Source organism: Bacillus sp. FJAT-45066 (assembly GCF_002335755.1).
GTDB classification, from domain to species: domain Bacteria; phylum Bacillota; class Bacilli; order Bacillales; family Bacillaceae_I; genus Bacillus_CD; species Bacillus_CD alkalisoli.
Genome location: NZ_NISQ01000001.1, coordinates 97,046 through 114,683, shown reverse-complemented (window position 1 = coordinate 114,683; position 17,638 = coordinate 97,046). Strand labels below are relative to the sequence as shown.

Annotated in this window: 10 protein-coding genes; 3 read left to right on the top strand and 7 right to left on the bottom strand. The window is 36.7% G+C overall.

What is annotated here, in order from left to right; translation table 11 throughout:
* Positions 1-6 precede the first annotated feature (6 nt).
* Positions 7-435, bottom strand: coding sequence for a DUF948 domain-containing protein (locus tag CDZ92_RS00600; protein ID WP_096152921.1), 429 nt, complete (start codon positions 433-435; stop codon positions 7-9).
* Positions 436-936: 501 nt separating this feature from the next.
* Between CDZ92_RS00600 and CDZ92_RS00595 the strand changes: the two genes are divergently transcribed.
* Positions 937-2,052, top strand: a complete 1,116-nt coding sequence (locus tag CDZ92_RS00595) for an aminopeptidase (RefSeq protein ID WP_096152920.1) — start codon at positions 937-939, stop codon at positions 2,050-2,052.
* A gap of 287 nt (positions 2,053-2,339) precedes the next feature.
* Here the strand turns inward: CDZ92_RS00595 and murC are convergent, their stop codons facing one another.
* The 4 genes from murC to CDZ92_RS00575 all read right to left on the bottom strand — a co-directional run bounded on the left by murC (position 2,340) and on the right by CDZ92_RS00575 (position 8,700).
* Complete coding sequence (gene murC / locus CDZ92_RS00590) at positions 2,340-3,635, bottom strand: UDP-N-acetylmuramate--L-alanine ligase (protein WP_096152919.1); 1,296 nt, start codon at positions 3,633-3,635, stop codon at positions 2,340-2,342.
* A gap of 459 nt (positions 3,636-4,094) precedes the next feature.
* Positions 4,095-5,180 carry a nicotinate phosphoribosyltransferase gene (locus CDZ92_RS00585; protein WP_096152918.1) on the bottom strand — a complete coding sequence of 362 codons (1,086 nt, stop codon included), beginning with the start codon at positions 5,178-5,180 and terminating at the stop codon, positions 4,095-4,097.
* 340 nt (positions 5,181-5,520) lie between these two features.
* Positions 5,521-7,821 (bottom strand): DNA translocase FtsK, encoded by a 2,301-nt coding sequence (locus tag CDZ92_RS00580; protein WP_096152917.1) that lies wholly within the window; start codon positions 7,819-7,821, stop codon positions 5,521-5,523.
* A gap of 63 nt (positions 7,822-7,884) precedes the next feature.
* Positions 7,885-8,700, bottom strand: a complete 816-nt coding sequence (locus tag CDZ92_RS00575; protein WP_096156863.1) for a DUF1444 domain-containing protein — start codon at positions 8,698-8,700, stop codon at positions 7,885-7,887.
* A gap of 745 nt (positions 8,701-9,445) precedes the next feature.
* Between CDZ92_RS00575 and CDZ92_RS00570 the strand changes: the two genes are divergently transcribed.
* On the top strand, positions 9,446-13,849 hold the full coding sequence (locus tag CDZ92_RS00570) for a S8 family peptidase (protein ID WP_096152916.1): 4,404 nt from the start codon (positions 9,446-9,448) through the stop codon (positions 13,847-13,849).
* Positions 13,850-13,900: 51 nt separating this feature from the next.
* On the opposite strand, the gene CDZ92_RS00565 is transcribed toward CDZ92_RS00570, so the two are convergent.
* Positions 13,901-14,212, bottom strand: coding sequence for a thioredoxin family protein (locus tag CDZ92_RS00565; protein WP_096152915.1), 312 nt, complete (start codon positions 14,210-14,212; stop codon positions 13,901-13,903).
* A gap of 6 nt (positions 14,213-14,218) precedes the next feature.
* Entirely contained in the window at positions 14,219-15,256 is a 1,038-nt protein-coding gene (locus tag CDZ92_RS00560) for a PTS transporter subunit IIC (RefSeq protein ID WP_096152914.1), read from the bottom strand.
* Between the two features lie 186 nt (positions 15,257-15,442).
* Here CDZ92_RS00560 and CDZ92_RS00555 point away from each other — a divergent pair, with 186 nt between their 5' ends.
* Complete coding sequence (locus CDZ92_RS00555) at positions 15,443-17,581, top strand: methyl-accepting chemotaxis protein (protein WP_096152913.1); 2,139 nt, start codon at positions 15,443-15,445, stop codon at positions 17,579-17,581.
* Positions 17,582-17,638 lie beyond the last annotated feature (57 nt).

The window sequence follows — 17,638 nt, the reverse complement described above, 5'->3', positions numbered from 1 at the left end:
CTCCCTTTATTCATTATATTGACGCTTTTTTCTTTCATTCCACTTCTCAACAAGTTCCATGACAACATTTGACCATTGAACAACTTGTGTAACTTTTTCTTGGTTTTTGTCCATTTGAAACGTGACATTATTAGATAACCGTTGAACGGAATGATTAAAACCTTGAATAGATGTTCCAACATCTTTTACTGCGACTACAACAGAGTTTAGCTGTTCAGACTTGTCTTGAATATCTTCCATCAATACATTTGTTTTATGTAATAGTTGTTCTGTTTCTGTTGTAATTCCTTGCATTTGTTTTTCAATTCCACCTAGTGTCCCTGCAACTTGATCTAGCGTGCCTTGTACTGATCTTAGTGTTTTAGAAACATAAATCACTAGTACAAAGAAAGCTATTGCGACAATAAGTGCACTAATGTAAAGTAAATTCACCATGGGCTTTTGACACCTCCTGTTGACATATTAAACTATACCCCATGTACATTATTGTAAACATCTTACCTTATAATTCTATTTTGAACATAAAATACCTTCATAAGAATTTTTTATCATACAAAACATTCTACAATTTCTCCTTTTTCGGTTAAAATAATAGTTGTACGTCATATACTACTAGTTATTCTTGAAAAATTCCAGTAAGTAGCATTTTATTTGGTTACTAACCTTGTCTGTTGATTGTAGTGGCAGGAGCTCGCTTTCCGCGGATGGTCTCGTGAGCCTCCTCGGCGCACGGCGCCTGTGGAGGCTCACGAGACGCTCTTCTCCCGCAGGACAAGGACTGCTACGACAGCGGTACATAGCACGAAGAAAATGCGGAGGCATTTTTGAGGAGTCTCGCACCTGCCACTACAATCAACATTAGGTATTAAATTTATGTTTATTTGCAAAAAATTTGCACTTACTAATCATTCAATCACAAAAAGGGAGGAAATAATAATGAAGGATCCTCGTATTCAAACTTTAGCAAAAAATTTAATTAATTATTCCGTACGTCTACAAAAAGGAGAAAAAGTTTTAATTGAAAACTTTGGACTACAAAAGGAACTTGTAACAGCACTAGTTCAAGAAGCATACAAAGCAGGTGGCTATCCATTTGTTTCTTTAAAAGATCACCAAGTTGATCGTGCTTTATTAATGGGGGCACAGGAAGAACAATTTAACATGATTGCTGATTTTGAAGCAAATGTTATGGAAAAAATGGATGCTTACATAGGTTTACGTTCTGGTGATAATATTAACGAACTTGCAGACGTTTCAGATGATAAATTAAAAATTCAAGGAAATACAGTTGGTAAACGCGTGCACCGCGACATACGTGTTCCTAAAACAAAATGGGTTGTATTACGCTATCCGAATGCTTCAATGGCTCAACTTGCGAAAATGAGTACAGAAGCGTTTGAAGACTTTTACTTTGACGTTTGTAACTTAGATTATGGAAAAATGAGCACGGCAATGGATAATCTTGTTGAACTTATGAACAAAACAGATAAAGTCCATATTACTGGAGTAGGAACGGATTTAACATTCTCCATAAAAGATATCCAAGCTATAAAATGTGCTGGTCAAATGAATATACCTGATGGAGAAGTTTATACGGCACCTGTAAAAGATTCAGTTAATGGAACGATTACTTATAACACGCCGTCACCTTATCAAGGTTTTACATTTGAAAATGTAAAGCTGACTTTTAAAGATGGGAAAATTGTTGAGGCAACTTCAAATGATTCAGAACGAATTAACAAAATTTTCGATACGGATGAGGGAGCTCGCTTTATCGGTGAGTTTGCGATTGGAGTAAACCCTTACATCCTTCATCCAATGCAAGACATTTTATTTGATGAGAAAATTGATGGAAGTTTCCATTTTACACCAGGCCAGGCTTATGAAGATACATGGAATGGCAACAGCTCTAACATTCACTGGGATATGGTTATGATTCAACGCCCTGAGTATGGCGGTGGGGAAATTTACTTTGATGAAGTATTAATACGAAAAGATGGTCGTTTCGTTTTACCTGAATTAGAGTGTTTAAATCCAGAAAATTTAAAATAATTTTGACAGCCCCGTTTAACTAAAAGTTTGGCGGGGATTTTTTACGAAAAGCTATGTTAAATCTTAGTGTTGCTATTTAAAAACTAACCTGTTGATTTCCGTGCAAGGCTGAGACTCCTGCGGGAAAAGCAGGGAGCGGGAGACCCCACAGGCGCTTGCGCCGAGGAGGCTCCCGGCCTGCCCGCGGAAAGCGAAGCCTTGCACGGAAATCAACAGTGGCCTTTAACATACCCTAACGAAAAAATGCCCTCCCCACGCACTGTAGAGAGAGTACTTTCCCATTGATTCTATAATTGAGCCTCAAATGCTTGCTGGAATTTTTGAATGTCTCCAGCACCCATAAAAATAATAACGCTATTATCGTGCTTATTTAACACTTTAATATTATCTTCAGAAATAGTTGCACTGTTTTCAATCTTATCTTTTAAATCATTAATAGATAGCTTACCTTGATTTTCCCTTGCCGAACCAAAAATATCACATAAATAGACGTAATCTGCTTTACTTAACGTCTCAGCAAATTCATTTAAGAAAGTTTGTGTTCTACTATACGTGTGTGGCTGAAAGACTGCGATAATATCCTTTTCTGGATACTTTTGTCTCGCTGCTTGTATAGTTGCGCGTATTTCAGTTGGATGATGTGCATAGTCGTCAATTAACACTTGATCTCCAACTATTTTTTGAGAAAACCTTCTTTTAACTCCATTAAAAGTAAGCAATCTATCCTGAATAACCTCTACACTTATACCTTCATAATGGCATAGTGCTATTACAGCTAACGCATTTAAGATGTTATGATCTCCATAACCAGTTATGGAAAATGTCGCATAAGGATTGTTACGTACAAATACATCAAAAGTGGTTCCTGCCGTTGATTTTTCAATAGAACGAGCTTGGAAGTCATTTTCTTCTCCAAAACCATAATAAATCACTGGAACTTTTGCTTGTATTTTTTGAAGATGTTCATCATCTCCACATGCAATGATTCCTTTTTTAACTTGTAGTGCCATGTCTTGAAAGGCACTAAATACATCATCTACACTATGGAAATAATCAGGGTGATCAAAATCAATGTTTGTCATGATGCAATAGTCTGGATGATAGGATAAGAAATGCCTTCTATATTCGCATGCTTCAAAAGCAAAATATTGACTATCTTCTTGTCCTTTACCAGTTCCATCTCCAATTAAATAGGATGTAGGCGCAGCTCCTTGTATTACATGAGCTAACAATCCAGTTGTAGATGTTTTTCCGTGTGCACCAGTAACAGCAACACTCGTAAACTTTTCCATCAACTGTCCTAAAAATTGATGATAACGAATAACTTGTAAACCATGTTCTTTTGCAGTAACTATTTCTTCATGTGTATCTGGGAATGCATTCCCAGCAATAACAATCATATCTTCTTTAATATTGTCCGGATCAAAAGGTAAAATACTGATTCCTTTTTCTTCTAACCCTTTTTGTGTAAAAAATGTTTTTTCTAAATCCGAACCTTGAACATGTAATTTCATATCATGAAGAATGTGTGCTAAAGCACTCATTCCCGTCCCTTTTATACCAACAAAATGATAAATGGTCATGCATAGAACCTCCAACATTTATCTGAGTTGAAAACAACTCATCTATCTACTTTTTTTAAAACAATTTTATCCAAGTTATTATCTATGTACATAGTATATGAAGAATGCCTAAATATGCTATTGTAAAAGCGGCAGACGTTTTCTTACAAGCACTTTCTTTTGTATGCCCAACTTTCCCATACATTCAAACACTTTTTTGTCATTCCATACTATTCTTATTCAACATCATAGCTAACTTATTACAATCTTGCTTTCCAACATCATAAAATTATAGCATTAATGCAACTATAACTCCATGAAAATAAAAAGCTTAATAGTACTTTAATATTTTTATTCGTTTTAGTTTTTACGAAACTGCTTAAGATTACACCTATTTAGGATAAAGTTCAAAAAATTAAAAGCTGACAGAAGAGTATTATCTATCAGCTTAAAGACATTATATGAATAACTTAATAGGTTTTAGTCTACTTTTTCCAGACGCGGATTAAAGCGATATTTTCGCCCTGCTTTCGCTTGTGGTTTTCCGTCTAACATAACGTTGTCTCCAGTGAATCCAACATGGATTTTCAGTAAACTGCTACCTACTCCATAAATATCAACTGGAACTTCTTGTTCTTCAAACTCTTTAATTCTACTTTCGTTAAATCCACCACTTACGACAATCTTCACATGTTGAAAACCTTCTTCGTCAAGCGCTTTACGAAGAGCAAATATTAATGGAGCATTGACTCCACGCGGGTCAAAAGTTCCAAGAACGTCTTGGTTTCTAATGAAGTATTGATCAATCATCGTTTTCGATGTATCAACTCTTACACCCTTTAATTCTGTTCCATATTCTCTTGCTACTTTCAGAGCATCTGTAATGACATCGTTATTATAGTCAACCAATACTAGTAAGTCGTCTTCTGGGAATGTTTCTTTATATGCTTTAGTTGCTGCTACTACATCACCGTTAAACAATTGAATGAGGGCGTGAGGCATTGTGCCCATTCCCTTTTTGCCCCACCATTCATTCATAGCATGTGTTGCCTGTGCAGTTGACCCACCAATATGTGCTGCATAACCGTCACCAGATTGTTGGGTAAAGTGGTCGTCACGGTCTCCCATAAAAATGACTGGTTTCTCACCTGCTGCTTTGACAACATTGTATACATTCGTAGAAACAGATGTTCTCCGAGCTAATATACCATCAATGACTCCTTCTAAGTATCCGAAGTTTTGGTACGGCCCAGTTATCGTTAGCACTGTTTCAAATGGACTGATTTTATCTCCATCTTTTAACGAATAAATTTCTAAAGAATCTGGATCATCAGCAAATGTTTTAATTAGTGCAATCACTTCATCTGTACCACATAGGACAGCATGGTTTTTCTGAAAAAATTGCATGGTTACAACATTATTCGGTTTCGTAGCTTTGACGATTTCACGAGTTTTTAGAAAATAAACCGCTGAGAACCATCCTTCTTTGACTCTTTCGTCAAATTTGAATGTGTTGTTTGTTAAGCGTTTTATTTTTCCATGTAGTTTAAGTTCTATTTCCTTCATCCTATTAAAGCTCCTTACGTCACCAATTATTTTTCTACCAACTATAATATATAAGTAAGAGGTACTTTACAACTATACTTTGTTATTAGAGGCTGTTGATTTCCGCTAATGTCTCCGCTTTCCGCGGGCGGTAAATAGGAAGGTTATTTTCACTGACGTGAAAAAACCTACTCCTCGGCGAAAGCGCCTGTGGGGTCTCCCGCTCCCCGCTTCTCCCGCAGGAGTCTGCGACATGCGCTCCAATCAACATCTAGATTGAATATATAAGTTAATAATAATGTTTTACAAAGTATAGCAATAAATAAATTGGGGCGAAAATAATTGAAAAATAATACTTTAATTATTCATTTGTTACCTTATTATGCAACTCACGCTCGGAAATTAGTACATCTCTTGCTTTACTTCCGTTTGCACCAGTAATTATTCCGTTTGCTTCCATCATATCAATTAGGCGAGCTGCTCGATTATAACCAATTCTGAATTTCCTTTGAAGGCTTGAGGTTGAAGCTGTAGTTTGTTCTACGACAAATTCACAAGCTTCATAAAACAAGTCGTCTTCTTCCTCCTGAACTTTTAGCTCTTGTAAAAGTTCTTCTTGTTGAAATAGGTAGTTTGGCTTTTGTTGTTGTTTCACATGCTCTACAATACGTTCCATCTCTTCATCACTAACAAAGTTACCTTGAACACGTCTAGGCTTTGTCGCGCCATTCTCTAAAAGCAACATATCTCCTCTTCCAAGCAACCTCTCCGCTCCACCAATATCAATTATCGTTCGCGAATCTACTTGTGAGGAAACAGAAAAAGCAATTCTAGTTGGAACGTTAGCTTTAATTAAACCAGTAATAACATCTACGGATGGCCTTTGAGTAGCAATAAGTAAGTGAATTCCACATGCCCTAGCCTTCTGAGCGATTCTACAAATGGATTCCTCTACATCACCAGGAGCCATCATCATTAAATCTGAAAGCTCATCAATAATAATAACTAAATATGGTAGCTTTTCTTGATTATGAGATAGTGCTTTTTCGTTAAACCTAGCAATATCTCTTACTTGTGCATGAACAAACAATTCATATCTTCTTTCCATTTCTTCCACTGCCCATTTAAGCGCAGCAGTAGCCGCTTTTACATCTGTTATTACAGGACTGACTAAGTGCGGAATATGATTGTATGGTGTTAACTCTACCATTTTTGGATCAATTAATAATAGTTTTACTTCATCTGGTCTCGCTTTATATAACAAGCTAATAATAATGGAGTTTACGCAAACACTTTTCCCTGATCCTGTCGCTCCTGCAATTAGTCCATGTGGCATCTTTTGTAAATCTAAAACAACCGGGCTACCAGCAATATCAAGTCCTAAAGCAACAGCTAATGGTGATGGATTTTGAATAAATGATGGATGTCTTACAATTTCTCTCAGCACTACAGGTTGACTAACTCTATTAGGCACTTCGATTCCAATCGTATTTTTTCCAGGTATAGGTGCTTCCATGCGAATGTCCTTTGCCGCAAGACTTAATTTTATATCATCACTTAGATTGGTTATTTTATTTACTTTAACACCAGGCTCGGGGTGTACTTCGAATTGAGTTACACTAGGTCCTTGTGTTGCATTGACAACTGTTGCACCAACTTTAAAATGATGTAAGGTTTCATTCAGCAATCTTCGTTGTTCTTCCACCCACTCATCGTTATCGTCTGCTCTCTTAATAGGAGGATTTAACAATGTAATAGTCGGTAGTTTGTAAGTAGACTCATTCATGCTCGGAGATTGTTGTTCTACTTTCTTCTTCTCTAACATACGTCTATCTTGTTTTAACATCAACACGTTGTAAGGAATAGGTGAGCGTTTTCGTTCTTCCCTTTGTCTATTGCTTACTGTTTGGTTCTTTGAATCTATTTCTCTATTATTATTAGAACTAGTAGTAGTAACTAAGGTGATTTCTTCTTCCTGTTGTACTATTTCCGCTTCATCCATTTCACTTATCTCTGCCACTTCTACTACTTCAATAAGTTCATGAGAATCACTATTTTCATCATAAAAATTATTCTCTTCTAATTCGACCGAAGTATCTTCCACTTTTAAAAGCACTTCATTTGTCTCTTTTTCCTCTATAAATGTTTGTTGTTCTATTCCGTCCGTATCGACAACAAAAGTTGGCTGCCAGTTGCTTTTTAATTCAAACTCAGGTATAGCATCTAGCTCTATTTGCTTTTTTCGCCTATTGAAGCCATACACAGGGGATGGTACCTCTGTCGGATAAAATGGTCTTTTTTTCAATGCTTGTGCTTTTAACGCTTTTTCCCACTGTTTTTCTTCTAATGGTTTTTCTATTAATGGTACACTTTCTTCTTTTTCTTGTTCTTTGTTTCTTTTACTTGTATTGTTTTTCTTGTTAAATGTAGTCTCATTATTTCTTTCATTATTTCTTCTAATTCTTTTAGGTGGCTTTTGTTTTGTTTCTTGCAACACAGGAAATAGATCCGACTTTTCAGGATATTGGTATTTTACTTTTGTTTTAATATCTATTGATTCGATTGGGCTTTCTGCTTCTACTGAATTACTAGAAGTTTTACGTACCTCTTGTTCATTTTCTTCCTTCCATAAAGAACGAACTTTATCTAACCATTTCAACATACATCACACTTTCTATAATCTTTTGAAAAAACCACTAGAAAAAGATCTAGTGGCATTTTATTATTACTCATTTTCTTCCGTATCTTTTTCTACTTTAATATTTCCTAAAATAAAAATAGGTTCTAATTTACCTTCTTCATATAAGAATGATAAAGCAGTGATTGGTACTTTTCCGTTAACGAAAAATCCCATTGTCATTTGAGCCAATATATCATAACCTGTTTTGTTTTCAATATCACCGATAATTAATACGTCTTGGTGAGGAACAGAAATCGTCATAGTTCCCTTAACACTTTGTTTCATGTGCTGTAAAAATGACTCATTTAAAATTCTACTAGCATCATAACCGTCTTTAGTGTTTAAGAAATAATAAGAGTTTCCAGCGACACGATCTTCTTTCATCTCTGTTGAAAGCGAACGGACATTGAACATGGCCATTTCTCTTATTGTTTCATTTGTTAAATCCTCTTTAGCAGCCATACGTTCATCGATAAGACGGTAAGTACTTCCAAGGTCTATAGCATAGTAGACTCTAGTTTCAGCAGTATGGTCATCATAAACCAACGAAACATCATCACTATTTACTATCGGAAAAGAAGTGGAACGAATAACAGGGAAGATGTGGCGTTCCTGTCCATTTAGCGTTATTTGCTTTCTCATACTTGTTAAAGTTTCTTGTACATAGTATACGTACTCTTCTACTGCTTTCTGGCCATTCTGTTCGTATTTTGCAATTAGACCAGAAAGTGAAATAGTAATTCCTTTACTAGAATTTTTATCTTCTACCCTCACAGAGTCTTTCTCTCTATTATATGTAAATATCCAGTTAGGATGGTCTAAACTCTCTTGCAACAGTTTCTTCATTTTTAAACTTGTCATTTTGGTCAAGGTTGTTTCCCCTTTCCATTTCTTAATTGCTACATTTATTTCCAAAAAACATACAAATAAACACGCATACTATATTGTACAATAAAGTTGATTTAATAAGAAGGAAAAAGAAACCTGCTATAGACGCTTCCTCACTTTTTTATTTTTACAATCAATGTAGACAACCTATTTTTCTCTTGTTAAATAATTTGCACTAGGTTTTTTAACCAAACATTTAAACAAGTGGTATCAAGTCCTATTTTTTAAAATTTTATTAGATGACTTATTTCCTCTTTATTCTTCTAGGCATATATTCAATAGGGTAAAATCCATATTTTTATTAATTTAATTTTCGGTTCCCCATCTCTAGTAATTTTTATCTAGTAAATTACTATATGTAAAAAATACCTATATTCTCAATTTATGTTAATCCATCAACGCTTTTAGCCTTACTCCACAAAATTACTTTAGACTCTCATCCATTTCTTTATCCCTATGACAAAAAACGAGCTGTACGACGTTTCTATCATTTTTAGAATATTCAGAAATATTAATTGTTTTTTCGACATTTTTTTTTCACATTGTTTAATACGCTTTACTTGTCACCACGACTTTTACATAAGCCTACTTAGCTGAAAAGCATTAAGGCATACTCTTTTATCCTATTGATAAATAGAGTAAAGGTCAGACAAATACAACGGTGGAAGGAGGGTTTTTCATAGCTTTTCATATCTATTAAAACAAAGGGGATGGGTAAATGAAGTGTCGAACGAAAAAAGTTTTTTCTAAATTTTTACTAGTAGCAATGTGTTTCATGCTAATTGTACCAAGTTTTTTGGCAAGTAATGCATCAGCTCAATCAAAAGGGGCTAGCACTTCCTTTTCGACGGATGCAAAAGAAGCAGCTGCTAATAAAATTAGCAATAAACTCCAAAGTGAGTTTTCAAAAGATGAAATGGTTACATTCCTTGTAAAGTTCAAGGATCAAGTAGATACAATGGAAGTAGCAGCTGAAATGGAGAAAAAAGCACAACTTCAAAAAAACACTCCAGCTCAAACTACTTTAATGAAACGTCATGCAATTGTTTCTGAGCTTCGAGCTACAGCAATTGAAACTCAGGCAAATGCTCTTTCTTACTTAGAAAAAGCAGAAGCAAAAGGAATTGCTAAAGATGTTCAATCTTTCTTCATTGTTAACGGTCTTGCAGTGACTGCTACTAAAGAAGTAATGGAACAATTAGCAGCATTTCCTGAAGTAGAAAAAATCACGCCAAATGAAGAAGTAGAATTATATCCAGCAATTGAATCACCTACTGCATCGGTTGGAGTTGAGGCAGATGTTCCTGAGCCTTCATCCGAAAATGTAGAGTGGAATATTCAACAAGTAGGAGCTCCACAAGCTTGGGAAATGGGTGTTGACGGGCAAGGTACTGTTGTAGCAATAATGGACACTGGTGTTCAATGGAATCACCCAGCATTAATGCACCAATATCGTGGATTTGATCCTAACAATCCTAACAGTCCATCTCACGCTTACAACTTCTTTGATGCTGTTAACGGTCAATCAGCTTCTTACGATGACCATGGTCATGGTACACACGTAGCTGGTACAGCTGTTGGCGGAGAGCAAAACGGCACGAATAAAGTTGGTGTTGCTCCTGGCGCAAAATGGATAGGAGTAAAGATTTTAGCTGCATCTGGTGGAGGAACTCAAGCTCAGATTTTAGCAGGAGCTCAATGGTTACTAGCTCCAACTGATGCAAATGGTACACCAAATCCAGCTATGGCTCCTGATATTGTAAACAACTCTTGGGGTGGCGGTGCTGGAATGAACGAATGGTTCCGTCCTATGGTGCAAGCATGGAAAGCAGCGGACATCTATCCTGTATTCGCAGCTGGAAATACAACAGCAACTAACCCTGGTGGTCCTGGATCTGTAGCCGTTCCAGCAAACTACCCTGAGTCATACGCAGTTGGTGCAACTGACGTTAACATGAACTTAGGTAGCTTCTCTTTACAAGGTCCTTCTCCATATGGAGAAATGAAACCAAATGTTTCTGCTCCTGGTGTAAGTATCCGATCTTCAACCCCCGGAAGTGGATATACTGGTGGATGGAACGGTACTTCCATGGCTGCTCCACACGTAGCTGGTGCAGTTGCATTATTAAAACAAGTAAATGCTTCTCTATCCATTGATGAGATTGCAGAAATTTTAGAAACAACAGCAACTCCAAGAACTAACTCTCAATACCCTGAAGCACCAAACAACGGCTTCGGTCATGGGATTATTAATGTACATGATGCTGTTTCTTCGATTATCTCTGGATTAGGAAAAATTAAAGGGCAAGTTGCAAAAGATGGTGAAGATAACGAACCTCCGACTTTCGAACATGCAGCACCTTCTGAAACATACGCTGGCATGACTTTACCTTTAAGCATTAACGTACAAGATAACGTAAGTATTTCTGCTGTAACATTACAGTATGAAAATCAAGATGGCCAATGGGTAGATGTTGCTGCTACTCGTACTTCTGGTACGTACAATAACGCTACTTTCCGTGCAGCTATTTCTGGTGAAGACATTGCAGTACCAAGTGTATCTTACCGATTCCACATCGTTGATTTTGGTGGAAACGAAGTAACAACAGATACTTATGAAGTAAGTGTTCAACCAGGTATTTCTATCGGATATTTCCAAGACTTTGAGTCTGATCCAGTTGGTTGGTATTCTTTCGGTAACAACAACAGCTGGGAGTGGGGAGTTCCTACAAGCGGTCCTAATGGTGCATTTTCTGGCGAAAAAGTATATGCAACAAACTTAGCTGGTAACTATGCGAACAATGCGAACATGACGCTAGTAATGCCTCCAGTAGAATTACCTGCAAACAGTCCAGCTTATTTACAATATAAGAGTTGGCATAACCTAGAAACTCGTTGGGATTTCGGTCATGTGTTTGTTTCGACTGACGGCGGAGATTCTTGGACTCAAGCATATCGTTTTGATGATGTAACAAATGGATGGGTTGACCGTGAAGTTGACTTATCACAATATGCTGGTCAAACTATTTTAATTGGATTCAACGTAACAACCGATGGTAGTGTTGTACGTGTAGGTTGGTATTTAGATGACGTTCATTTAGCTGATGAGTCACTTAACTTATCTAGTACACATGTAAATGCTACACCTGATAAATCAGTTGCAGCAAAAGAATTAAAAGTAGATCCTAGCAAGATTGTTCCTGCTGGTTCACTTCAAGAATTTAAGGAAGTAAAAGTAAATGAATATCATCCAAACGTACTTCCGCTTGGTGCAACAGTAACGGTAGTGGAATCTAACCGTTCTATTCAAACAAATCCTGCTAATGGCTATTACGAGCTGTTACATGCTGCTGGAGAATATACGGTAAGAGCTGAAGCTTACGGTTATCATTCAGCTGAACAAACTGTTGATATCCCAGCTGATGGTGAAGCAGTTGCTAACTTTGTACTTGAAGAATTAGCTCAAGGTACAGTAAGTGGTACAATCACAAACAGTGCTACTGGTCAACCTGTTACAAACGCAACGCTTCTTCTTGTAGAAGATGCAGCAGTTGCTCCAGTAACTACTGATGAAAATGGGCATTTCTCCATCACTGCTTATGAAGGAGATTACACGTTACGTATTATGGCTCCTTCTTACTACAGTGAAACAATCGAGGTAACAGTTTCTGGTGACACAGAGCTTAACTTAGAATTAAGACCATTTATCGGATACCCTGGTGAAATTGGTTACGATGATGGAACAGCAGAAAATGCACGTGCATTCTTTGATGCTGGTAACGGTTGGGCTGTAAAAATGTCTTTACCTGAAAATCAAGATCAAGCTCTTGTAGCTGGTGGATTATTCCGATTCTGGGATACTTCATGGCCAACTCCTGGTGGAACAGCATTTAAAGTAGCTGTATACGATGCAACTGGTCCAGATGGAGCACCAGGTCAGAGACTAGCTGGTCCAATTGACGCAATTGCGCAACGTGATGGCGGATGGACAGAAGTTGATTTATCTGAATTAGGTATCATCGTAGAACAAGACTTCTACATGGTATATATACAAGCGAATCCAAATCCTAATGCACCTGGTTTAGGTACAGATGAAAACGGACCAAATGCAGGTCGTAGCTGGCAATATGTTGGCGGTGCATGGTCACCTGCTCCTGCGGCAGAAGGTAACTATATGATTCGCGCTATCGTTAATTACGAAGTAACAGCACCAGCTATTACTTCTCCTAGTGATGAAACTTACACTAGCAATGAGAATGTTACAGTAGAAGGTAAAGCTGCTCCGACTACAACTGTTCACTTATTCAATAATGGTGAAGAAGTTGGTACAACAACAGCTACAGAAGCTGGAACATTTACAATTGATACAACATTAACAGAAGGTACAAACACGTTCACAGCTAAAGCTTCTACAGATAGCGGAATAACAGACGAATCCGCACCAGTTACAGTTGTTTTAGATCAACATGCTCCTGAGCTAGCAATTACAAGCCCAGAGAATGGAGATAAAACAAATCGTGAAACAGTTACAGTTACAGGTACTGTAGCAGATACAAACTTAGATTCTGTGAAAGTGAACGGTCAAAACGTAACTGTTACAGATGGTTCTTTCTCTCACCGAGTAATGCTTGAAAATGGGGAAAACCATATTGTAGTAGTTGCGTTAGACAAAGCAGGTAACTCCTCTACGGAAAGTGTAGTAGTATACGCAAACTACGATGCACCAGAAATTTCTAATGTCAAACCTGATCAAGACGTTCACTTAAATGCAGGTCAGACGGTAAAAATTGAGTTAACTAGTGAGCCAGGATTACAAGCATCTTTTACAATCCGCATGCCGCTAACTAACTTAGGTAGTGAGGTCGAAGTTGCAAATGCGATGGAATTACCATTAGTTGAAACATCTCCTGGTAATTACGAAGGTTACTGGACAGCAACTTCAAGTGTCGTTGCAGAAGGCGCTGAAATTGAAGTGAAAGTGGCTGATGAATACGGTAACGTTACACGTCAAATTGCTGATGGAAAGCTATTCATCAATGTAGGTAGTGATAATGACGGCCCTGGAAAGCCAGATAAACCTGGAAAACCAGATAAGCCAGGTAAAGGGAACGGACGAAACTAATACAAAAAAAGGCTTAGTGGCCACTCGTGGCTAACTAAGTCTTTTTTTTCATTATAATGATTGTAAAAACGATTCAATTTCTTGTTGCGTTTTACGGTCTTTGCTTACAAAGCGCCCTGCCTCTTCTCCACCTTTAAAAGCTACAAAGCTTGGGATACCAAAGACACTTAACTCACTACATAAATCAATAAATTCATCGCGATCTACATATAAAAATTTATATTGAGAGAACTTTTCCATGATTTCAGGTAATACTGGCTCAATTATCACACAATCTGGACACCAGCTTGCAGAGAACATAAGTACTACATTTTCCGTTTCTTTTAATGTATGAAATTGCTCCATTGATTGTAATTTTTCCATTCTTCCTTATCCCCCTAAATTAATTTTCATGTCGCCATCTTTAATGTAAGATTTTTTCCTCATCCATTCGGATATGATTAAACTTATCACAGCAGGACCAACAATGTGAAGCATCAACACTTGTAAGAATACAGCGGTTGTAAACCCCATCGCATTGAACGTCATTATTTGGCCAACAAAGCCACTCGTACCCATTCCAGCACCAGCTGCAATGTTCGTCATTGAAAACAATGCAATTCCAATTGGAGCTAAAATAGCACCTGCTACTGTTGGCGGTATTAAAATGAGTGGATTTCTAATAATATTAGGGACTTGTAACATAGACGTACCGATTCCTAATGCAAACAATCCAGAAACTTTGTTGTCTCTATAACTACTCACTGCAAAGCCAACCATTTGAGCTGCACATCCGATCGTAGCTGCTCCAGCTGCCAACCCTTCAAGTCCCAACATTAACGCAATGGCTACACTTGAGATTGGTGCAGTTAAAGCTAATCCCATTAACACAGCAACTATCACACCCATTATAATAGGTTGTTGTTCTGTTGCCCACATAATAACTTCTCCGAAATATTGTAATCCAGTACTGATTGGTGGTCCAATAAATGTACCAACTAAAAATCCAACAAATATAGTTACGAATGGGGTTATGATAATATCAACCTTTGTTTCTTTAGAAACAAGCTTCCCAAATTCTGTCGCTAAAAGAGCCGCAATAAAACTACCTGCTGGTCCACCAAGTGGCGCGCCAGCTGCCCCTGCTACTAGTGCAGAAAAAATTACTAATGGAGGTGCTTTAAGTCCAAAAGCTACCGCAACACCTATACCTGGTCCCATCAACCCCATGGCTAGTACACCCATGTCTTGAAAATATGTACCAATAGTAAAGAAATTAGGAATTAACTGAAGCTGTTCCCCAATTGTTTTAATAATTAAGCCGATAATTAAAGTTGAAAACAACCCTAAAGCCATGAAAGATAAACCATCAATCAAATAAACTTTTGGAGATAAAGTAACACCTTTTTTAGTAAAAAATCTTTTCAAATAATTTCATCTCCTTTCTAACTTAATAATAGCCTATATTCTACCGATATCAATATTACAAGGCTACACAATAAAAATATTTTATTGAGAAATACGTAGAATTATGTCTATAATTGTCTTAAAATATCAGATAATTATCAAAATACATATAATTCGAATTTAGTCGATTTATTATGGGGGTGCAGAATGAAAACAATTAGAGGAAGAGTAAGATTTATTTTAGCAACTGCAATTGCTGGTTTGGTAATCGTGCTATTATGTAACTTTTTATTTTATTTTATTCAGTCAAATGCTAAACAACAAGAAGTTGCGCTACTAGAAACCGTTAATGGCAGTAAAGAAATTAAATTTTCATTTGCTGAAACTAGACGATTTGAGCAAGAATTTTTACGTCAGCCTACCGATGGAACTGCAGAAAAAATTAAAGAAACAGCTGCTTCCATCAATGACATGTCTCAAACATTGTCAACTAATTTTACGGATCAAGAGGAAATTTTAGGTCAATTCCAGCAAATTGAACGAGCAACAAATACATATATTGCTGAATTCGAAGAGTTAGAAAGCTTGTACCGCGAGATAGGCTTTAGCGAGTTTCAAGGTTTGAGAGGAGAAATTACGAGCTTAGCTAGAAACTTGACTGCTAACACTAGAGGTTTGAGTGATCCAGAAATGGATGAACTCCTAACAAATATTCGTTTATATGAACAACAATATTTAACTTTACGTCATGACACTATTTTTAGAGACTTTACAAATGCAACGAACACTTTTAGGCAGTTGCTAACAGAAGGTGATTATTCGGAATCTAATAAATCTACTATTGTTCGATTATTTGATCCTTATGTAGAATCCATGAAAACTATTCAGGATAACTACATGCAATCTTCTAGTTTAATTCGTAATTTTGAACAGATTAGTACAACAGTAGAATTAAGTGTGAGTAGAGTGGAAGATAGTATTTCTACCCTACAACAAGAAATTCAAACGGAACTAAACAATACTTTACAAACAACAATGCTTGCCACAGTTATTTTAAGTATTATCATTTTAATTTTCTTAACGATTATCGGTTACTTTTTAAATAGAAATATATATCGTTCTATTAAGTCATTAAAAGAAGGCGCATCGAAAATAGGAGAAGGCAACTTTGCCCACCGTGTGCCTATTACAACGAAAGATGAAATGGCGGAACTCGGCGAAACTTTTAATAAAATGGCGGAAAAGATGCAATTATCTCTAATTAAAGTAATGGATGCAACAGATATGCTCCATTCTTCGTCTCAAAATTTGGCGGCTATTTCGGAGGAAACGACAGCACAATCAACAGAAGTGAATGAAGCGATAAAACAAGTTGCCATTGGATCAAGTGATCAAGCAAGACATTTAGAAGAAAGTAATGATATTTTACAGCATGTACAAAGAGCTATAAATGAGACGATGAGATTAACGCTTGTTATTAAAGAAAAAGCTGGACAGGCGCAGTTACAAGGTGAAGAAGGATTAGGTATTGTTCAAGAACTTAAGGCCTCATCGAATCAATTCTTACAATTAGCAAATCATTTAACGGAACAAGTTCAAACAGCAACAAATCAATCACAACAAATCAGCTCTATTGTTGGTACCATACAAGAAATTGCAGAAAATACTGACCTACTAGCATTAAATGCAGCCATTGAATCAGCTAGAGCTGGTGAAGCTGGTAGAGGTTTTGCTGTAGTAGCTCAAGAAGTCCGCAAGCTAGCAGAACGTTCCAAAGCGGAAGCATTATCAATTAAAAAGCTAGTTTCTACTATGGGATCACAAATGACAAAACTATCAAAAGAGGCGGAACAGTTCAGCGAGTACCGAAACTTACAAGAAAAATCAGTGGAAGTGACTCAACAATCTTTCGTATCCATTGCTTCTAATGTAAAAGAAATACATGGAAAAGTCGAAGAAGTAGAACAATCTATGAATGCAGTTCATGTAGCAAACAACTCTTTAACAGAAAAAATCTCAGAAGTTCAATACATTTCAGAAGAAGCAGCAGCAACTTCCGAACAAGTAAGCGCTTCAAGTGAACATCAAATTGTTGCAATAGAACAAGTGAACTATGCAGCGATCTCGTTAACTGATATTGCAAATGAATTACAAGATGAAGTTAGTCAGTTCATTGTAAAAGAAGAAATGTCATTTGAAAACTCAGAAGAAAAAGAACCAATTATTTCGGAAGAAGAACTAACGTTTGAAGATAATGAAGCTACAGATGAAAGTGTAGAAGATAACAATATGGAGGAAGAAATTCTTCATACAGAAAAAGATTCGGAAGAACACTACCAGAAATAGAAAAAGGAGACCAATAGTTTAACTACTGGTCTCCTCTTTTTTGTAAGCTTTGATTAT